Annotated in this window: 10 protein-coding genes; 9 read left to right on the top strand and 1 reads right to left on the bottom strand. The window is 54.5% G+C overall.

The genetic code is table 11. The features are described 5' to 3' along the window. Positions 1–105: 105 nt before the first annotated feature. The 8 genes from OGY67_RS08020 (at position 106) to recD (ending at position 13,655) form a co-directional block, all read left to right on the top strand. Positions 106–576, top strand: coding sequence for a prepilin peptidase-dependent protein (locus OGY67_RS08020; protein ID WP_060683297.1), 471 nt, complete (start codon positions 106–108; stop codon positions 574–576). Beyond that, positions 567–1,130: a prepilin peptidase-dependent protein gene (locus OGY67_RS08015; protein ID WP_137377707.1), complete on the top strand. Its 564-nt coding sequence runs from the start codon at positions 567–569 to the stop codon at positions 1,128–1,130. Before OGY67_RS08020 ends, OGY67_RS08015 begins: the two co-directional genes overlap by 10 nt. Next, a complete protein-coding gene (locus tag OGY67_RS08010; protein WP_167820634.1) occupies positions 1,127–1,534 on the top strand; it encodes a DUF2509 family protein in 408 nt (135 codons plus the stop codon). The genes OGY67_RS08015 and OGY67_RS08010 overlap by 4 nt, the downstream gene beginning before the upstream one ends. Beyond that, positions 1,519–1,842, top strand: coding sequence for a prepilin-type N-terminal cleavage/methylation domain-containing protein (locus OGY67_RS08005; protein ID WP_048236697.1), 324 nt, complete (start codon positions 1,519–1,521; stop codon positions 1,840–1,842). Before OGY67_RS08010 ends, OGY67_RS08005 begins: the two co-directional genes overlap by 16 nt. A 12-nt stretch (positions 1,843–1,854) precedes the next feature. Beyond that, positions 1,855–5,223, top strand: a complete 3,369-nt coding sequence (gene recC, locus OGY67_RS08000; protein ID WP_286573848.1) for an exodeoxyribonuclease V subunit gamma — start codon at positions 1,855–1,857, stop codon at positions 5,221–5,223. Between the two features lie 179 nt (positions 5,224–5,402). Further along, positions 5,403–8,291, top strand: coding sequence for a pitrilysin (gene ptrA, locus OGY67_RS07995; RefSeq protein WP_286573847.1), 2,889 nt, complete (start codon positions 5,403–5,405; stop codon positions 8,289–8,291). After that, the gene (recB, locus tag OGY67_RS07990) at positions 8,284–11,829 is read left to right on the top strand and encodes an exodeoxyribonuclease V subunit beta (protein WP_286573846.1); all 3,546 of its coding nucleotides are present in this window, start codon (positions 8,284–8,286) and stop codon (positions 11,827–11,829) included. Before ptrA ends, recB begins: the two co-directional genes overlap by 8 nt. Beyond that, complete coding sequence (gene recD, locus OGY67_RS07985; RefSeq protein WP_286573845.1) at positions 11,826–13,655, top strand: exodeoxyribonuclease V subunit alpha; 1,830 nt, start codon at positions 11,826–11,828, stop codon at positions 13,653–13,655. Before recB ends, recD begins: the two co-directional genes overlap by 4 nt. Positions 13,656–13,752: 97 nt before the next feature. Here the strand turns inward: recD and argA are convergent, their stop codons facing one another. After that, positions 13,753–15,084, bottom strand: coding sequence for an amino-acid N-acetyltransferase (gene argA / locus OGY67_RS07980; RefSeq protein ID WP_008785703.1), 1,332 nt, complete (start codon positions 15,082–15,084; stop codon positions 13,753–13,755). Positions 15,085–15,319: 235 nt separating this feature from the next. Between argA and amiC the strand changes: the two genes are divergently transcribed. Next, positions 15,320–16,573 (top strand): N-acetylmuramoyl-L-alanine amidase AmiC, encoded by a 1,254-nt coding sequence (amiC, locus tag OGY67_RS07975; RefSeq protein WP_003034016.1) that lies wholly within the window; start codon positions 15,320–15,322, stop codon positions 16,571–16,573.

The raw sequence follows: 16,573 nt of genomic DNA, 5'->3' as shown, positions 1-16,573 counted from the left end.
CTGAAATATTGCAACGGCCTGTAACGCGCTAAATATTCCCCATAGCTCGCCGTAGAAACCGAATTTCCCGCTCGTTATTCATTTTCCTCACGCCATACTGGCGACATGAAAAAACAACAAGGTTACACGCTTCTCGAAACCCTGATTGCGATGCTGATTGTCGCGGCGCTTGGTGCATCTGGGCTGTATGGTTGGCAGCGCTGGCAGCAGCAACAGCGGCTGTGGCAGACCGCCTGCCAGGTGCGGGACTACCTGCTGCAACTGCGTGAAGATGCTAACTGGCGTAACCGCGATCACGTGATAAGCGTGATTCGGGATGGCACATCATGGTGTTTTGTCAGCTCTGCGGCTTCGCAAACCACGTGCCGACCCGTTTCGTCTTTGGTTTTTACACCACCCTGGGACGACGTCGAAATGGCAGAGATAACACCTTCACTGGCCTTTTTTGGACTGCGCAATACGGCATGGGCCGGACATATACGCCTGAAAAATGCGACTGGGGAATGGCGCGTGGTGGTGTCTGGCTGGGGGCGAATCAGGCTTTGCGAGCGTGATGAGGCCAGATTATGTCAGTAAATGAACGGGGATTTTCACTGCTGGAGATGCTCATTGCCATGGCGATTAGCAGTATTTTATTGCTTAGCTCAGCACGATTTTTACCGGCGCTACAGCGAGAGATTCTGCGTAACACGCGCCAGTTAGTACTGGAAGATGAAATATGGCAGCGGGTCTACACCGTGGCGAAGCATCTTCAGCGGGCGGGGTATTGCCGGGGAAACTGTGTCGGAGAGGGACTGGTGATATCGGCTAAGGGAGACTGTGTTATTGCCCGCTGGGATGCCAACAGCAATGGCGTTTGGGAAAGCGGTCCCGTGAAAGAGGCTGATTCTATTGGGTTTCGTTTACAGGACAAGGTGTTGGAAACCGTGCGTGGAGCCACCGGCTGCACTGGCAAAGGATGGGACAAAATGACCGATCCGGCCACGATACAGATTGAGGCATTTCAGGTTGAAAGGCTGAATTTCAGCGGATATTCCCCGCTTCTTACGCTGCGTTTGCGTGGAGTGAGCAATGACGAACCACAAAAAGTTGTTGAAGCGGTCTACAGCGTTACGGGATTCAACCTGTGAACCGTGAGCGAGGCGTATCTTCTCTGGCAATGGTCCTGTTGCTGCTGGTGCTCGGTAGTCTGCTGCTGCAAGGCGTTAGCAGACAGGAGGCCAGTTTTGCTGCGCGTGTGGTCACACAAAGTCAGGCGCTGCAGCGTCAGGCGGTAGTGCAATCCGCGATGGAATGGGGGCGTACGCAGCCCTGGCGCTTACAACCCGCCGTACAGTGTCGGCGAGATCCCACGCAGGATGCCGCGGTTTGCCTGCGCCGGCTTACCAATAATTATGTGCTGCTTATTGCCCACTATGAAGGGATATCGTTATGGCGTCAGGGGGGGGTTATTGATGGCAACATAGAATTCTCGGCGCGTGGCTGGAGCGATTTTTGTCCACTAAAGGAGCAGACGTTATGCCAGATCCCCTGAACAGACAGCGTGGCTTTAGTCTGCCGGAAGTGATGCTGGCAATGGTACTAATGATCATGATTGTGACCGCGTTGTCAGGATACCAGCGGGTGCTAATGAACAGCTTTATCATCAGAAACCAGTATCAGCAACTCTGGCGCCACGCCTGGCAGCAAACCCAGCTGTACCCGTTTTCATCGCCTGTGAACTGGCAGGCTAACCGAATGCAGACAACGAGAGCGGGATGTGTCAGCATCAACGTTATAATTTCTTCACCCCTCGGCAGGCAGGGTCAGATGACGCGTCTGCATTGCCCGAATCGTCAGTAGTCAGGAGTCGCTATGTTAAGGGTCTACCACTCCAACCGTCTGGATGTGCTGGAAGCGTTAATGGAATTTATCGTTGAGCGCGAGCGGCTGGACGACCCCTTTGAGCCTGAGATGATCCTGGTTCAAAGTACCGGTATGGCGCAGTGGCTACAAATGACTCTTGCACAGAAGTTTAGTATTGCCGCCAATATCGATTTTCCGCTGCCCGCGAGTTTTATCTGGGATATGTTTGTGCGCGTGCTGCCGGATATCCCGAAAGAGAGTGCGTTCAGCAAACAGAGCATGAGCTGGAAGTTGATGACGCTGTTGCCACAATTGCTGGATAGCGATGACTTCGCATTGCTACGCCACTATCTGACGGACGACACTGATAAACGTAAGCTTTTTCAGCTTTCCTCGCGCGCGGCTGACCTTTTCGATCAGTATTTAGTCTACCGCCCTGACTGGTTGACCCAGTGGGAAGCGGGGCGACAGGTTGAGGGACTTGGCGAGTCTCAGGCCTGGCAGGCACCGTTGTGGAAAGCGCTGGTGGAATACACCGCGGAATTGGGTCTGCCGCGCTGGCATCGTGCCAATTTATACCAGCGATTTATTCAGACCCTGGAAAATGCGTCTGAATGTCCGCAGGGGCTGCCTTCTCGTGTCTTTATTTGCGGTATTTCGGCGCTGCCGCCGGTTTATTTGCAGGCATTGCAGGCGCTGGGTAAGCACATTGATATTCATCTGCTGTTTACCAACCCTTGTCGCTACTACTGGGGGGATATTAAAGATCCGGCCTGGCTGGCGAAGCTGATGGCACGTCAGCGTCGGCACAGCTTTGAAGAACGGCATCTGCCGCTGTTTCGTGATAATCAGAAAGCCGAAGGATTATTTAACAGCGATGGCGAACAGGATGTGGGCAACCCGATGCTGGCCTCGTGGGGCAAGCTGGGGCGTGATTACATTTATTTGCTTTCGGAGCTGGAAAACAGTCAGGAACTGGATGCGTTTGTCGACATTACGCCTGACAACCTTTTGCATAATATTCAATCAGATATTCTGGAACTTGAAAGTCATGCCGTGGCGGGCGTTACGCTGGAAGAATATTCCCGTAGCGACAATAAACGCCGGCTTGAGCTGAACGACACCAGCGTGACTTTCCATGTCTGCCATAGCCCACAGCGCGAGGTGGAAATTCTTCATGACCGGCTGTTGGCCATGCTGGAAGCGGACCCAACGCTGACGCCGCGCGATATTATCGTGATGGTGGCGGACATCGACAGCTACAGCCCATTCATTCAGTCGGTCTTTGGTAGCGCGCCAGCCGAGCGTTACTTACCTTATGCAATATCTGACCGTCGGGCACGCCAGTCTCATCCCGTCTTACAGGCCTTTATCAGCCTGCTGTCGCTGCCGGATAGCCGTTTTGTCTCAGAGGATGTCCTGGCGTTACTGGATGTTCCCGTGCTGGCGGCGCGTTTCAACATTGATGAAGAAGGGTTGCGCTATCTTCGCTTATGGGTCAATGAATCCGGGATTCGTTGGGGAATTGACGACGATAACGTGCGTGAACTGGAACTTCCACCTACAGGTCAGCATACATGGCAATTTGGTTTAACGCGTATGCTGCTCGGCTACGCGATGGAAAGCTCGCAGGGCGAGTGGCAATCGGTATTGCCTTACGATGAGTCCAGCGGCCTGATTGCCGAGCTGGTAGGGCATCTGGCCTCGTTGCTGATGCAGCTTAATCTCTGGCGTAGAGGGTTAGCGCAGGAACGTCCGCTGGAAGAGTGGCTACCCGTTTGTCGGGAAATGCTTAATGATTTCTTCCTACCGGACGCGGACACCGAAGCGGCAATGACGCTGATTGAACAGCAGTGGCAGGCCATTATTACCGAAGGTTTAGGGGCTGAGTACGGCGATGCTATACCGCTCTCTCTGTTGCGTGATGAGCTAGCCCAGCGCCTTGACCAGGAACGCATCAGCCAGCGCTTCCTGGCGGGGCCCGTTAACATTTGTACGCTGATGCCGATGCGCTCCATTCCGTTCAAAGTGGTGTGCCTGCTGGGTATGAACGATGGGGTTTATCCGCGTCAGCTTGCGCCGCTGGGCTTTGATTTAATGAGCCAAAAACCGATGCGGGGTGACCGCAGTCGTCGCGATGATGACCGCTATTTGTTCCTCGAAGCATTAATCTCGGCACAGCAGACGCTCTACATCAGCTACATTGGCCGCTCTATTCAGGATAACAGCGAGCGCTTCCCGTCGGTGCTGGTGCAAGAACTGATGGACTACATTGGACAAAGCCATTATCTGCCGGGCGATGAATCGTTGACCTGTGATCAAAGCGAGGCAAGGGTAAAAGCGCATATAACCCGTTTGCATACCCGTATGCCCTTTGATGCACAAAACTATTTGCCGGGCGAACAGCAAAGCTATGCCCGGGAATGGCTGCCTGCGGCGAGTCTGTCAGGAAAAGCGCACACGGATTTTGTGCAGCCTCTTCCCTTTGAAATGCCAGAAACGCTAACGCTGGAAACGCTGCAGCGATTTTGGGCACATCCGGTACGCGCCTTTTTCCAGATGCGTTTAAGGGTCAACTTCCGCTCTGAAGAGAGTGAGATCCCGGATACGGAACCTTTCACTCTTGAAGGGTTAACCCGCTACCAGCTTAATCAGCAATTGCTTAATACGCTGGTTGAAGAGAACGATGCTGAACGACTGTTCCGCCGTTTTCGTGCGGCGGGCGCGCTACCCTATGGGCCGTTTGGCGAAATTCTGTGGGATACGCAGCGTCAGGAAATGCAGTCGCTGGCTGAACGCATTATCGCCTGTCGTCAGCCCTGTCAGAGCATGGAAATCGATCTTAACTGTCACGGCGTGCAAATCACCGGCTGGCTGCCGCAGGTGCAAGAGGACGGTTTGTTGCGCTGGCGCCCATCTTTGATAAGCATTGCGCAGGGTGTGCAACTTTGGCTGGAACATCTTGTCTATTGTGCCAGTGGCGGTAGGGGAGAGAGCCGATTGTTCCTGCGTAAAGACGGTGAATGGCGTTTTCCGCCGCTGGATGCAGAACAGGCGTTGCTGTACCTGTCGCAACTCATTGAGGGGTATCGGGAAGGCATGTCGTCACCGTTGCTGGTATTGCCCGAAAGCGGTGGTGCATGGATAAAAACCTGTTATGACACCGCAAATGATGCCATGTTAGATGACGATGCAACGTTGCAAAAAGCGCGCAGTAAGTTTCTGCAAGCCTATGAAGGCAACATGATGGTACGTGGCGAAGGTGATGATATCTGGTATCAGCGTCTTTGGCGTCAACTGGATGCTGATACGCAGGAGGCTATTGTTTTACAGTCTCAGCGCTACCTGTTACCGATTTTTCGCTTTAATCAGTCATGATGATTGTATAAAAATTGCGCAATTCGATGGCTTCCACTATGATGCGCATTCTGTCACGGACTGATTCTTACAAAGAGAAGATGCTGGCTCGTTCAGCACATAGTCTTGCCCTGTTCAGATCATGTATTTATGCGTGGTTTGTAGTGAACAGGTGAATACGTTAATGATGAGGTTTGTGAATGCCCCGCAGCACCTGGTTCAGCGCATTACTGTTGTTCGTCGCCCTTTGGGTTCCCGTAAGTCAGGCAGATACCGGTTGGCAGCCTTTAGCTGAAACCATCCGTAAAAGCGATAAAGACACCCGTCAGTATCAGGCCGTGCGCCTTGATAACGGCATGGTTGTGCTGCTGGTATCCGATCCTCAGGCCGTGAAATCCCTTTCTGCACTGGTAGTCCCCGTGGGCTCGCTGGAAGATCCGGACGATCATCAGGGGCTGGCGCACTATCTCGAACACATGTGTCTGATGGGCTCGAAAAAATACCCACAGCCGGACAGCCTGGCTGAATTCCTGAAAATGCACGGCGGTAGCCACAATGCCAGCACTGCGCCTTATCGTACGGCCTTCTATCTTGAAGTCGAAAACGACGCGCTGGTGGGGGCGGTGGATCGCCTGGCGGATGCTATTGCCGATCCATTGCTGGATAAAAAATATGCCGACCGCGAGCGTAACGCGGTTAACTCCGAGCTGACACTGGCGCGTACCCGAGACGGGATGCGTATGGCGCAGGTGAGCGCTGAGACGATCAACCCGGCGCACCCAGGTTCGCGTTTCTCTGGCGGGAATCTTGAGACATTAAGCGATAAACCGGGCAACCCGGTGCTGCAGGCATTACAAAAATTTCATGAAAAGTACTACTCTGCGAACCTGATGAAGGCGGTGATTTATAGCAATAAACCGCTGCCAGAGCTGGCGTGGATAGCGGCTGACACCTTTGGGCGCGTACCGAACAGGAATATCGCAAAGCCTGAGATTACCGTCCCGGTCGTCACTGATGCGCAAAAGGGCATCATCATCCACTATGTTCCGGCAATGCCGCGTAAAGTATTGCGCGTCGAGTTTCGTATCGATAACAACAGCGCGCAGTTCCGCAGTAAAACCGATGAACTGGTGACCTACCTGATTGGCAATCGTAGCCCGGGCACGTTGTCTGACTGGCTGCAAAAGCAGGGCCTGGTTGAAGGTATTCGCGCAGACTCCGATCCGGTGGTCAACGGGAACAGCGGCGTATTAGCCATTTCCGCGACGTTAACCGACAAGGGGCTGGCGAACCGCGATGAAGTTGTCGCGGCAATCTTTAGCTACCTCAATTTGTTACGCGAGAAAGGTGTCGATAAACGCTATTTTGACGAGCTGGCGCACGTGCTGGATCTCGATTTCCGTTATCCCTCCATCACCCGTGATATGGACTACGTGGAATGGCTGGCTGATACCATGATTCGCGTTCCCGTCGAGCATACGCTGGATGCGGTGAATATTGCTGACCAGTACGATGCGAAAGCCGTTGAGCAACGTCTGGCAATGATGACGCCGCAGAATGCGCGTATCTGGTATATCAGCGCGAAAGAGCCACATAATAAAATCGCTTATTTTGTCGATGCGCCTTACCAGGTGGATAAAATCAGCGACAAAACCTTTGCCGACTGGCAGCAAAAAGCGCAGGGCATTGCGCTGTCGTTACCGGAGTTGAACCCCTACATTCCGGATGATTTCACGCTGATTAAGACGGATAAAAAATACGCTCACCCAGAGCTGATTGTTGATGAGCCGGATTTACGCGTGGTGTATGCCCCGAGCCAGTATTTTGCCAGCGAGCCGAAGGCTGACGTCAGCGTGATCCTGCGTAACCCGAAAGCCATGGACAGCGCCCGCAACCAGGTCTTATTCGCCCTGAACGATTACCTGGCAGGGATTGCGCTCGATCAGTTAAGTAACCAGGCATCGGTAGGTGGAATTGGTTTCTCTACCAACGCTAACAATGGGTTGATGCTTAACGCCAACGGCTACACCCAACGTTTGCCGCAGCTTTTTCAGGCGCTGCTGAGCGGCTATTTCAGCTATACCTCAACGGACGAACAGCTGGAACAGGCGAAATCCTGGTATGCCCAGATGATGGATTCCGCAGAAAAGGGTAAAGCTTACGATCAGGCTATTATGCCGGTGCAGATGCTTTCTCAGGTGCCGTACTTCTCCCGCGACGAGCGCCGTAAGCTGCTGCCTTCCATCACCCTGAAAGAGGTGATGACCTACCGCGACGCCTTAAAAACCGGTGCGCGACCTGAATTCCTGGTCATTGGCAATATGAGCGAAGCTCAGACGACGAGCATGGCGCGGGATATCCAAAAACAGCTTGGTGCGAACGGATCACAGTGGTGTCGCAACAAAGATGTGGTTGTGGACAAGAAGCAGTCCGTCATCTTCGAAAAAGCAGGCAGCAGCACGGATTCAGCGCTGGCCGCGGTATTTGTGCCAACCGGATACGATGAATACGCCAGTTCAGCCTACAGCGCTATGTTAGGTCAGATTGTTCAGCCGTGGTTCTACAATCAGCTGCGTACTGAAGAACAGCTAGGCTACGCCGTATTTGCTTTCCCGATGAGCGTTGGTCGTCAGTGGGGAATGGGGTTCCTGCTGCAAAGCAGTGATAAGCAGCCGTCTTACCTCTGGGAGCGTTATAAAGCGTTCTTCCCGACGGCGGAAGCGAAGCTGCGGGCGATGAAACCTGAAGAGTTCGCGCAAATTCAGCAGGCGATTATTGCGCAAATGCTGCAGGCGCCGCAAACGCTGGGGGCAGAAGCCTCACAGTTAAGCAAAGATTTTGATCGCGGCAATATGCGCTTCGATTCACGTGATAAAATAGTGGCTCAGATTAAACTGCTGACGCCGCAAAAACTTGCCGACTTCTTCCATCAGGCGGTGGTTGAGCCGCAAGGCATGGCGATATTGTCACAGGTTTCCGGCAGTCAGAATGGGAAAGCAGAATATGTGCACCCGGAAGGCTGGAAAGTGTGGCAGACCGTCAGCGCGTTGCAGCAAACCTTACCCCTGATGAGTGATAAGAATGAATGATGCCGCTGAGTCCCTTGATCCACTGCGCTTGCCCCTGACGGGCGAGCGTCTGATTGAAGCCTCTGCGGGCACCGGTAAAACCTTTACCATCGCCGCCCTGTATTTACGTTTACTGCTTGGACTGGGCGGCTCTGCCGCCTTTCCTCGTCCTCTGACCGTCGAAGAACTACTGGTGGTCACCTTCACCGAGGCGGCTACCGAAGAGTTGCGCGGTCGAATTCGTAGCAATATTCATGAACTGCGAATTGCCTGCCTGCGTGAAACCACCGACAACCCGCTATATGCCCGTTTGTTAGATGAAATTGCCGATAAAAAACAGGCCGCGCAGTGGCTGCTATTGGCTGAAAGACAGATGGATGAAGCGGCGGTGTTTACCATCCACGGCTTTTGTCAGCGTATGCTCAGTCTCAATGCCTTTGAGTCAGGCATGCTGTTCGAACAGCAGCTGATAGAAGATGAATCGCTGCTGCGCTATCAGGCCTGCGCGGACTTCTGGCGTCGGCACTGCTACCCGCTGCCCCGCGACATTGCGCAGGTGGTTTTTGAAACGTGGAAAGGACCGCAAGCGCTGCTGAGAGATATCGATCGCTATCTGCAGGGGGAAGCGCCGGTTATCAAGGCGCCACCGTCTGATGACGAAACGCTGGCCTCCCGGCATGAACAAATTCTCGCGCGCATTAACCAGATCAAGCAGCAATGGCGTGATTCTGTTGATGAGCTGGATGGCCTGATGGAAGCCTCCGGAATTGACCGGCGTAAATTTAATCGCGGTAATCAGGGCAAGTGGATCGAAAAGATCAGCGCGTGGGCGCAGGAAGAAACACAAAGTTACCAGCTTCCTGACGCGCTGGAGAAATTCTCACAGCGTTTTCTGGAAGAGCGAACCAAAGCGGGCGGGATAACCCCTCAGCACCCGCTGTTTGTCGCTATTGATGAACTGCTTAGCGAACCGTTAACTCTCCGCGATCTGGTGATCACCCGGGCGCTGGCGGAGATCCGCTCGGCAGTTGTCGAGGAAAAACGTCGCCGCGGCGAGCTGGGTTTTGACGATATGCTCAGCCGGCTGGATGCGGCGTTGCGCAGTGAAAGCGGCGATGCGCTGGCGACGGCTATTCGTACTCGTTTTCCGGTCGCCATGATCGATGAATTCCAGGATACCGATCCACAGCAGTACCGTATTTTTCGTCGGATCTGGCAGCATCAGCCGGATACCGCACTGCTGCTAATTGGTGATCCGAAACAGGCAATTTACGCGTTTCGCGGCGCGGATATCTTCACCTATATGAAGGCGCGCAGCGAAGTCAGCGCACACTATACGCTCGATACCAACTGGCGTTCGGCCCCCGGCATGGTCAATAGCGTGAATACGCTTTTCAGCCAGATGGACGACGCCTTTATGTTCCGCGAAATCCCTTTCAGCCCGGTAAAATCCGCAGAAAAAAACCAGGCGTTACGGTTTGTTTTGCACGGCGAAACGCAGCCAGCTATGAGTATGTGGCTGATGGAAGGAGAAAGTTGCGGCGTAGGCGATTATCAGAGCTACATGGCCCAGGTGTGCGCCACACAAATTCGCGACTGGCTTAAGGCTGGGCATTCTGGCGCTGCGCAACTGGTCAGTGGCAAAGCATCCAGCCCGGTACTCGCGTCGGACATCAGCGTACTGGTGCGTAGCCGCCAGGAGGCGGCGCTGGTCCGTGATGCATTGACGCAACTGGTCATTCCCTCTGTCTACCTCTCCAACCGTGACAGCGTATTTGAAACGCTGGAAGCGCAGGAGTTGCTATGGGTGCTGCAGGCGGTGATGACGCCGGAACGTGAGAACACGTTGCGTAGCGCGCTGGCGACCTCAATGATGGGTCTGAATGCGCAGGATATTGAAGCGTTAAATACCGACGAGAATGCCTGGGATGCGGTGGTCGAAGAATTCGCCGGCTATCGTCAGATCTGGCATAAACGCGGCGTGATGCCGATGCTACGTGCGCTGATGACGGCTCGACAGATTGCAGAGAACCTGCTGGCGACGGCGGGAGGCGAACGTCGACTGACCGACATTTTACATATCAGCGAACTGTTGCAGGAAGCGGGCTCGCAGCTGGAAAGCGAGCATGCGCTGGTGCGCTGGTTGTCCCAGCATATTCTTGAACCCGACAGCAACGCGTCCAGCCAGCAGCTCAGGCTGGAAAGCGACAAGCATCTGGTCAAAATCGTCACCATCCATAAATCGAAAGGGCTGGAGTATCCGCTGGTCTGGCTGCCGTTTATCACCAATTTCCGCGTTCAGGATCAGGCTTTCTACCACGATCGTAGCTCTTTTGAAGCCGTGCTGGATCTCAGCGATGCTGAGGAGAGCGTTGAGCTAGCCGAAGCAGAGCGTCTGGCGGAAGATCTGCGTTTGCTGTATGTCGCGCTAACCCGTTCGGTATGGCACTGCAGCCTTGGCGTTGCGCCGTTGGTACGACGTCGGGGCGATAAAAAAGGGGATACCGATGTGCATCAGAGCGCGCTTGGTCGCCTGTTGCAAAAAGGTGAGCCGATGGATGCCGTGGGTCTGCGTAGCGCGATTGAAGCGCTTTGTAGCAACGATATTGCTTGCCAGACTCCCGCGCAGCCTGACGGTGAACCCTGGCAGGTTGCGCAGGCTGTTAGCAGCGAACTGAGTGCGAAAATACTGCAGCGTAAGCCCGGCGATAGCTGGCGCGTGACCAGTTATTCCGGTCTGCAACAGCGTGGACAGGGTATCGCGCAGGATCTGATCCCAAGACTGGATATCGATGCCGCAGGCGTCGGTGAGGTTATTGAAGAACTAGGACTCACACCGCACCAGTTCCCGCGTGGCGCTTCGCCGGGTACGTTCTTGCATAGCCTGTTTGAAAATCTCGATTTTACGCAACCGGTGGATCCGCATTGGGTCGAGGAGCAACTGGCGTTGGGCGGTTATGACGCGCACTGGACGCCGGTTTTGACCGAATGGCTGGACGCCATTTTGCAGGCGCCTCTCAACGAGACGGGCGTGAGTTTGAGCCAGCTATCCGCGCGTGAAAAACAGGTGGAGATGGAGTTTTATCTGCCGATTTCGCAGCCGTTGATGGCCAATCAGCTTGATGCGTTAATTCGCCAATACGATCCGCTCTCGGCGGGGTGCCCTGCGTTGGACTTTATGCAGGTTCGCGGCATGCTGAAAGGTTTTATTGACCTGGTATTCCGCCACCAGGGGCGTTATTACCTGCTCGATTACAAATCGAACTGGCTGGGCGAAGACAGCTCCGCCTATACGCAGCAGGCGATGGCCTCTGCCATGCAGGCGCATCGCTACGACCTTCAATACCAACTTTATACCCTCGCGCTGCATCGCTACTTACGCCATCGCATTGCTGATTACGATTATGAACGCCATTTTGGCGGCGTTATCTATCTCTTCCTGCGCGGCGTTGACAGTGAAAATCCGCAGCAGGGAATTTACGCGACCCGACCTGACGGAGAGTTGATTGCGTTGATGGACGAGATGTTTGCCGGTGCGGTGCAGGAGACGATGTTATGACAATCCAGAAACGATTTCTGGAGGCTGTTGAGCAAAAACAGCTCCGGCCTCTGGATGCTCAGTTCGCGCTGGCGGTTGCCGGAAGTGACAACCCTGCCGTTGCGCTGGCTGCGGCGTTGCTCAGTCGTGAAGCGGGAGAAGGGCACGTCTGCTTACCGCTTTCACGGTTATCTCTGAGCGAGGACGCGCATCCTCTGTTAAGCGCCTGGCTCGCTGAAACGGGCGAACCAGAAGACTGGGCGGAATGTCTGCTGGCTTCCAGTGCGGTAAGCCGTGGCGAGCAACCCACGCCGCTGGTGCTGTACGGCGATCGCTTGTATCTGAACCGGATGTGGCACAACGAACGTACGGTGGCTCGCTTTTTCAGTGAAGTGAACCACGCCATTGAAGTGGATGAACAACGGCTGACCCACACGCTGGCGGCGCTGTTTCCGCCATCGGAGGGGGTTAACTGGCAAAAAGTAGCCGCTGCTGTTGCGCTCACCCGCCGGATATCGGTGGTCTCCGGCGGACCGGGGACGGGAAAAACGACAACGGTCGCAAGGCTGCTGGCGGCGTTGATTCAAATGGCCGACGGTGAGCGCTGTCGTATTCGACTGGCGGCGCCAACGGGAAAAGCGGCTGCGCGCCTGACCGCCTCACTGGGAGCGGCGTTACGAGAGCTACCGCTAACCGATGAGCAAAAGAAACGCATCCCCGATGACGCCAGTACGCTGCATCGATTATTAGGCGCTCAGCCTGGCAGTCAGCGCCTGCGTCATCATGCGGGAAACCCGTTGCATTTGGATGTGCTGGTGGTGGATGAAGCCTCGATGATTGATTTGCCGATGATGTCGCGCCTTATCGATGCGCTGCCGCCGCACGGACGGGTGATTTTTCTGGGCGATCGCGACCAGCTCGCTTCCGTCGAAGCGGGGGCCGTGCTGGGGGATATCTGTGCTTTCGTCGGTGACGGGTTTACCCCGGAACGCGCCCGCCAGCTCAGTCGCCTGACCGGGAGTGCTATTCCTGCCGGTTCGGGAATTCAGGCAGCAGCGTTGCGCGACAGTCTGTGCCTGCTGCAAAAAAGCTACCGTTTCGGCAGCGATTCCGGAATCGGTCAGTTGGCTGCGGCGATTAATCGCGGCGACAAAACTGCGATAAAAACGGTGTTCCAGCAGGGATTTAGCGACATCGAAAAACGCACTCTACACAGCAGCGAGGATTATGCCGCGATGCTGGATGAGGCGCTGGCGGGATATGGGCACTACCTGGATTTGTTGCACGAGGGTGCCGAGCCGGGGGCTGTCATTCAGGCCTTCAATGAGTATCAACTGCTATGCGCCCTGCGGGAAGGTCCGTTTGGCGTTAGTGGTTTGAATGAACGCATTGAGCAGGTGATGGCGCAAAAACGTAAAATTCATCGTTCGACGCATAGCCGCTGGTATGAGGGAAGGCCGGTGATGATCGCGCGCAATGACAGTTCGCTGGGATTATTTAACGGTGATATCGGCATTGCCCTTGACCGTGGACAGGGCCTGAGGGTGTGGTTTGCGTTGCCGGATGGTTCTATCAAATCGGTGCAGCCCAGCCGCTTGCCTGAACATGAAACCACCTGGGCGATGACGGTGCACAAATCGCAGGGATCTGAGTTTGACCACGCGGCGTTGATTTTACCCAGCCAGCATTCACCCGTGGTTACCCGCGAGCTGGTCTATACCGCCGTTACCCGCGCGCGCCGCCGCCTGTCGCTGTATGCCGATGAGCGGATACTGAGCCGCGCCATTGCCACCCGTACCGAACGTCGCAGCGGACTGTCAGCATTATTTAATGACGGCATGATGTAGATGTAGGCCGGATAAGCGTCAGCGCCATCCGGCCTAAAAAAGATGTGCCAGCGACGTAGGCCGGATAAGGCAGTTATGCCGCATCCGGCAACGACTCTTACCCCAAATCCGCCATCAGCACTTTTGACCGCCGCTGATAGTTGTACATCTCTTTCTTGCTTTCCGGCAGCAGGTCGATATCCACTGGCGTGAAGCCGCGCTCCTGGAACCAGTGGATGCTGCGTGTGGTTAACACAAACAGCTTGCTCAACCCCATTTGCCGGGCCTGCGCGGCGATTCGTTCCAGCAACACTTCCCCGCGTGACGAGCTACGGTAGTCCGGATGCACTGCTACACACGCCATTTCGCCAATCCTCTCTTCCGGGAAAGGGTACAGAGCGGCACAGGCGATGGTCAGGTTATCACGCTGAATAATGGTGAATTTGTCGATCTCCATTTCCAACTGCTCGCGCGAGCGGCGCACCAGAATACCTTGCTGCTCCAGCGGGCGGATAAGCTCCAGAATCCCGCCGATATCGTTAATGGTAGCGCGACGGATCTGCTCGGCGCTTTCCATTACGATCTGCGTACCGATCCCGTCGCGGGAGAACAGTTCCTGCAGCAATGCACCATCTTCCTGATAGCTGATCAGATGGCAACGGCGTACGCCACTGCGACAGGCCTTCACTGCCCCACGCAGGAAGCGCACCGTGCCGGAGCTGTAATCGCCTTTCTCTTCCTGCAACTCAACGCGAGCCTGAGCTTCGTTAGGAAACAGCTCGGAAATAATATCGCCGTCATCGTTGGTGACACCCTGAGAGGAGCAAAAGCCGATCATTTTCTCGGCCTTCAGTTTGATAGCCAACTGCGTGGCGACCTCTTCTGACGTCAGGTTAAAACTCTCACCGGTGACGGAAACGGCGACCGGGCCCATCAGCACAATTGCGCCGCTGTCTAACTGGCGGTGAATGGCATCTTCATCAATACGACGAATACGCCCGCTATGGCAGTAATCTACGCCGTCATCAACGCCCAGCGGCTGGGAGATAATAAAATTACCGCTGACCACATTGATGTGAGCACCCTGCAATGGCGTATTATTCAGGCTCATCGACAGGCGGGCGGTAATATCAAGCTGAAGTAAACCCGCAGCCTGTTTGACCAGCTCCAGCGTTTTAGCGTCGGTAACGCGCGTATTTTTGTGGTACACCGGCTCATGATGATGCGCCGCAAGATTGGCATCAATCTGCGGTCGTGCGCCATAGACCACGACCAGGCGGATGCCGAGGCTATGAAGAAGACCAATGTCATTGACGATACTGGAAAAGTTTTCATGCTCGATGGCTTCGCCGCCCAGCATAATGACAAACGTTTTTCCCCGATGGGTATTGATATAGGGAACAGAATGGCGGAATCCCTGTACCAGTTCGGTTCTACGCTCCTTCACCACGGCACACCCTCATTGCATGATTATTCGTAATTTGTGTATTTTTATTCTGTTTTGGCGCTGTGCGCAAGCGTAATTTTTACCCATGCCGAAGATTTTTCTCAGTAATGCCGTGAATATAAAAAGAATGTTTACCCTTTTATAGATGACAGATTATGCGTCATTCGCTAAAGTTTCCGGTCAATTCGGACGTTTTACGTATTACCTCTTAAAAAGATTTCTTTTGCTCGGGAGAAGCATGTCGGGATCCAATTCAGCAATCAGTCGCCGCCGTTTATTGAAAGGTGCGGGTGCTATGTGGCTTTTGAGCGTCAGCCAGGTGGGTCTGGCGGCCGTGAGTCAGGTCGTTGCCGTACGTATCTGGCCTGCGTCCAGCTACACTCGCGTCACGGTAGAATCTAACCGTCTGCTGAAATACAAACAGTTTGCCCTGAGTAATCCTGAGCGTGTGGTTGTGGATATTGAAGACGTTAATTTGAACTCGGTGCTCAAGGGCATTGGGACGCAGATTCGTCCTGACGATCCGTATATTAAGTCGGCGCGCGTTGGCCAGTTTGATCCAAAGACCGTGCGGATGGTGTTCGAGCTGAAACAGAATGTGAAGCCGCAACTTTTTGCTCTGGCTCCGGTGGCAGGCTTTAAAGAACGTCTGGTGATGGATCTCTATCCCGCGAATGCCCAGGACGTTCAGGATCCGCTGCTGGCATTGCTGGAAGATTACAACAAGGGCGATCTGGATAAACAGGTGCCACCTGCACAAAGTGGCCCGCAGCCGGGTAAAGCGGGGCGCGATCGTCCCATTGTCATTATGCTCGATCCAGGCCACGGCGGAGAAGACTCCGGTGCGGTGGGGAAATACAAGACGCGTGAAAAGGATGTGGTGCTGCAGATTGCCCGCCGCCTGCGAGCCCTCATAGAGAAAGAGGGCAATATGAAGGTCTTTATGACACGAAATGAAGATATCTTCATTCCGCTTAAAGTCCGCGTGGCGAAAGCGCAGAAGCAGCGTGCTGACCTGTTTGTCTCTATTCACGCCGATGCCTTTACCAGTCGACAACCCAGCGGTTCGTCGGTGTTTGCGCTCTCGACCAAAGGCGCGACAAGTACCGCCGCGAAATATCTGGCGCAGACCCAGAACGCCTCGGATCTCATTGGTGGCGTCAGTAAGAGCGGTGACCGCTACGTCGACCACACCATGTTCGACATGGTGCAGTCGCTGACCATCGCCGACAGCCTGAAGTTTGGTAAAGCGGTATTGAACAAGCTTGGCAAAATCAACAATCTGCACAAGAACCAGGTTGAACAGGCCGGGTTTGCGGTACTAAAAGCGCCGGATATCCCGTCTATTCTGGTCGAAACGGCTTTTATCAGTAACGTTGAGGAAGAGCGCAAACTCAAAACGGCGACCTTCCAGCAGGAAGTTGCAGAGTCGATTCTGGCAGGGATTAAAGCCTACTTTGCCGATGGGGCGACGCTGGCGAGAAGGGGATAA

The sequence above is a fragment of the Citrobacter sp. Cpo015 genome, assembly GCF_030333035.1.
GTDB classification, from domain to species: Bacteria; Pseudomonadota; Gammaproteobacteria; order Enterobacterales; family Enterobacteriaceae; genus Citrobacter; species Citrobacter portucalensis.
The sequence above is the reverse complement of the archived record's forward strand: the minus strand, read 5'-3'. Positions and strand labels throughout refer to the sequence as shown.

Excerpts from the sequence above, each read along its gene's own strand:
- OGY67_RS08020 (WP_060683297.1), top strand. The coding sequence starts at position 106 with ATGAAAAAACAACAAGGTTACACGCTTCTCGAAACCCTGATTGCGATG.
- OGY67_RS08015 (WP_137377707.1), top strand. The coding sequence starts at position 567 with ATGTCAGTAAATGAACGGGGATTTTCACTGCTGGAGATGCTCATTGCC.
- OGY67_RS08005 (WP_048236697.1), top strand. The coding sequence starts at position 1,519 with ATGCCAGATCCCCTGAACAGACAGCGTGGCTTTAGTCTGCCGGAAGTG.
- recC (WP_286573848.1), top strand. The coding sequence starts at position 1,855 with ATGTTAAGGGTCTACCACTCCAACCGTCTGGATGTGCTGGAAGCGTTA.
- ptrA (WP_286573847.1), top strand. The coding sequence starts at position 5,403 with ATGCCCCGCAGCACCTGGTTCAGCGCATTACTGTTGTTCGTCGCCCTT.
- recB (WP_286573846.1), top strand. The coding sequence starts at position 8,284 with ATGAATGATGCCGCTGAGTCCCTTGATCCACTGCGCTTGCCCCTGACG.
- recD (WP_286573845.1), top strand. The coding sequence starts at position 11,826 with ATGACAATCCAGAAACGATTTCTGGAGGCTGTTGAGCAAAAACAGCTC.
- amiC (WP_003034016.1), top strand. The coding sequence starts at position 15,320 with ATGTCGGGATCCAATTCAGCAATCAGTCGCCGCCGTTTATTGAAAGGT.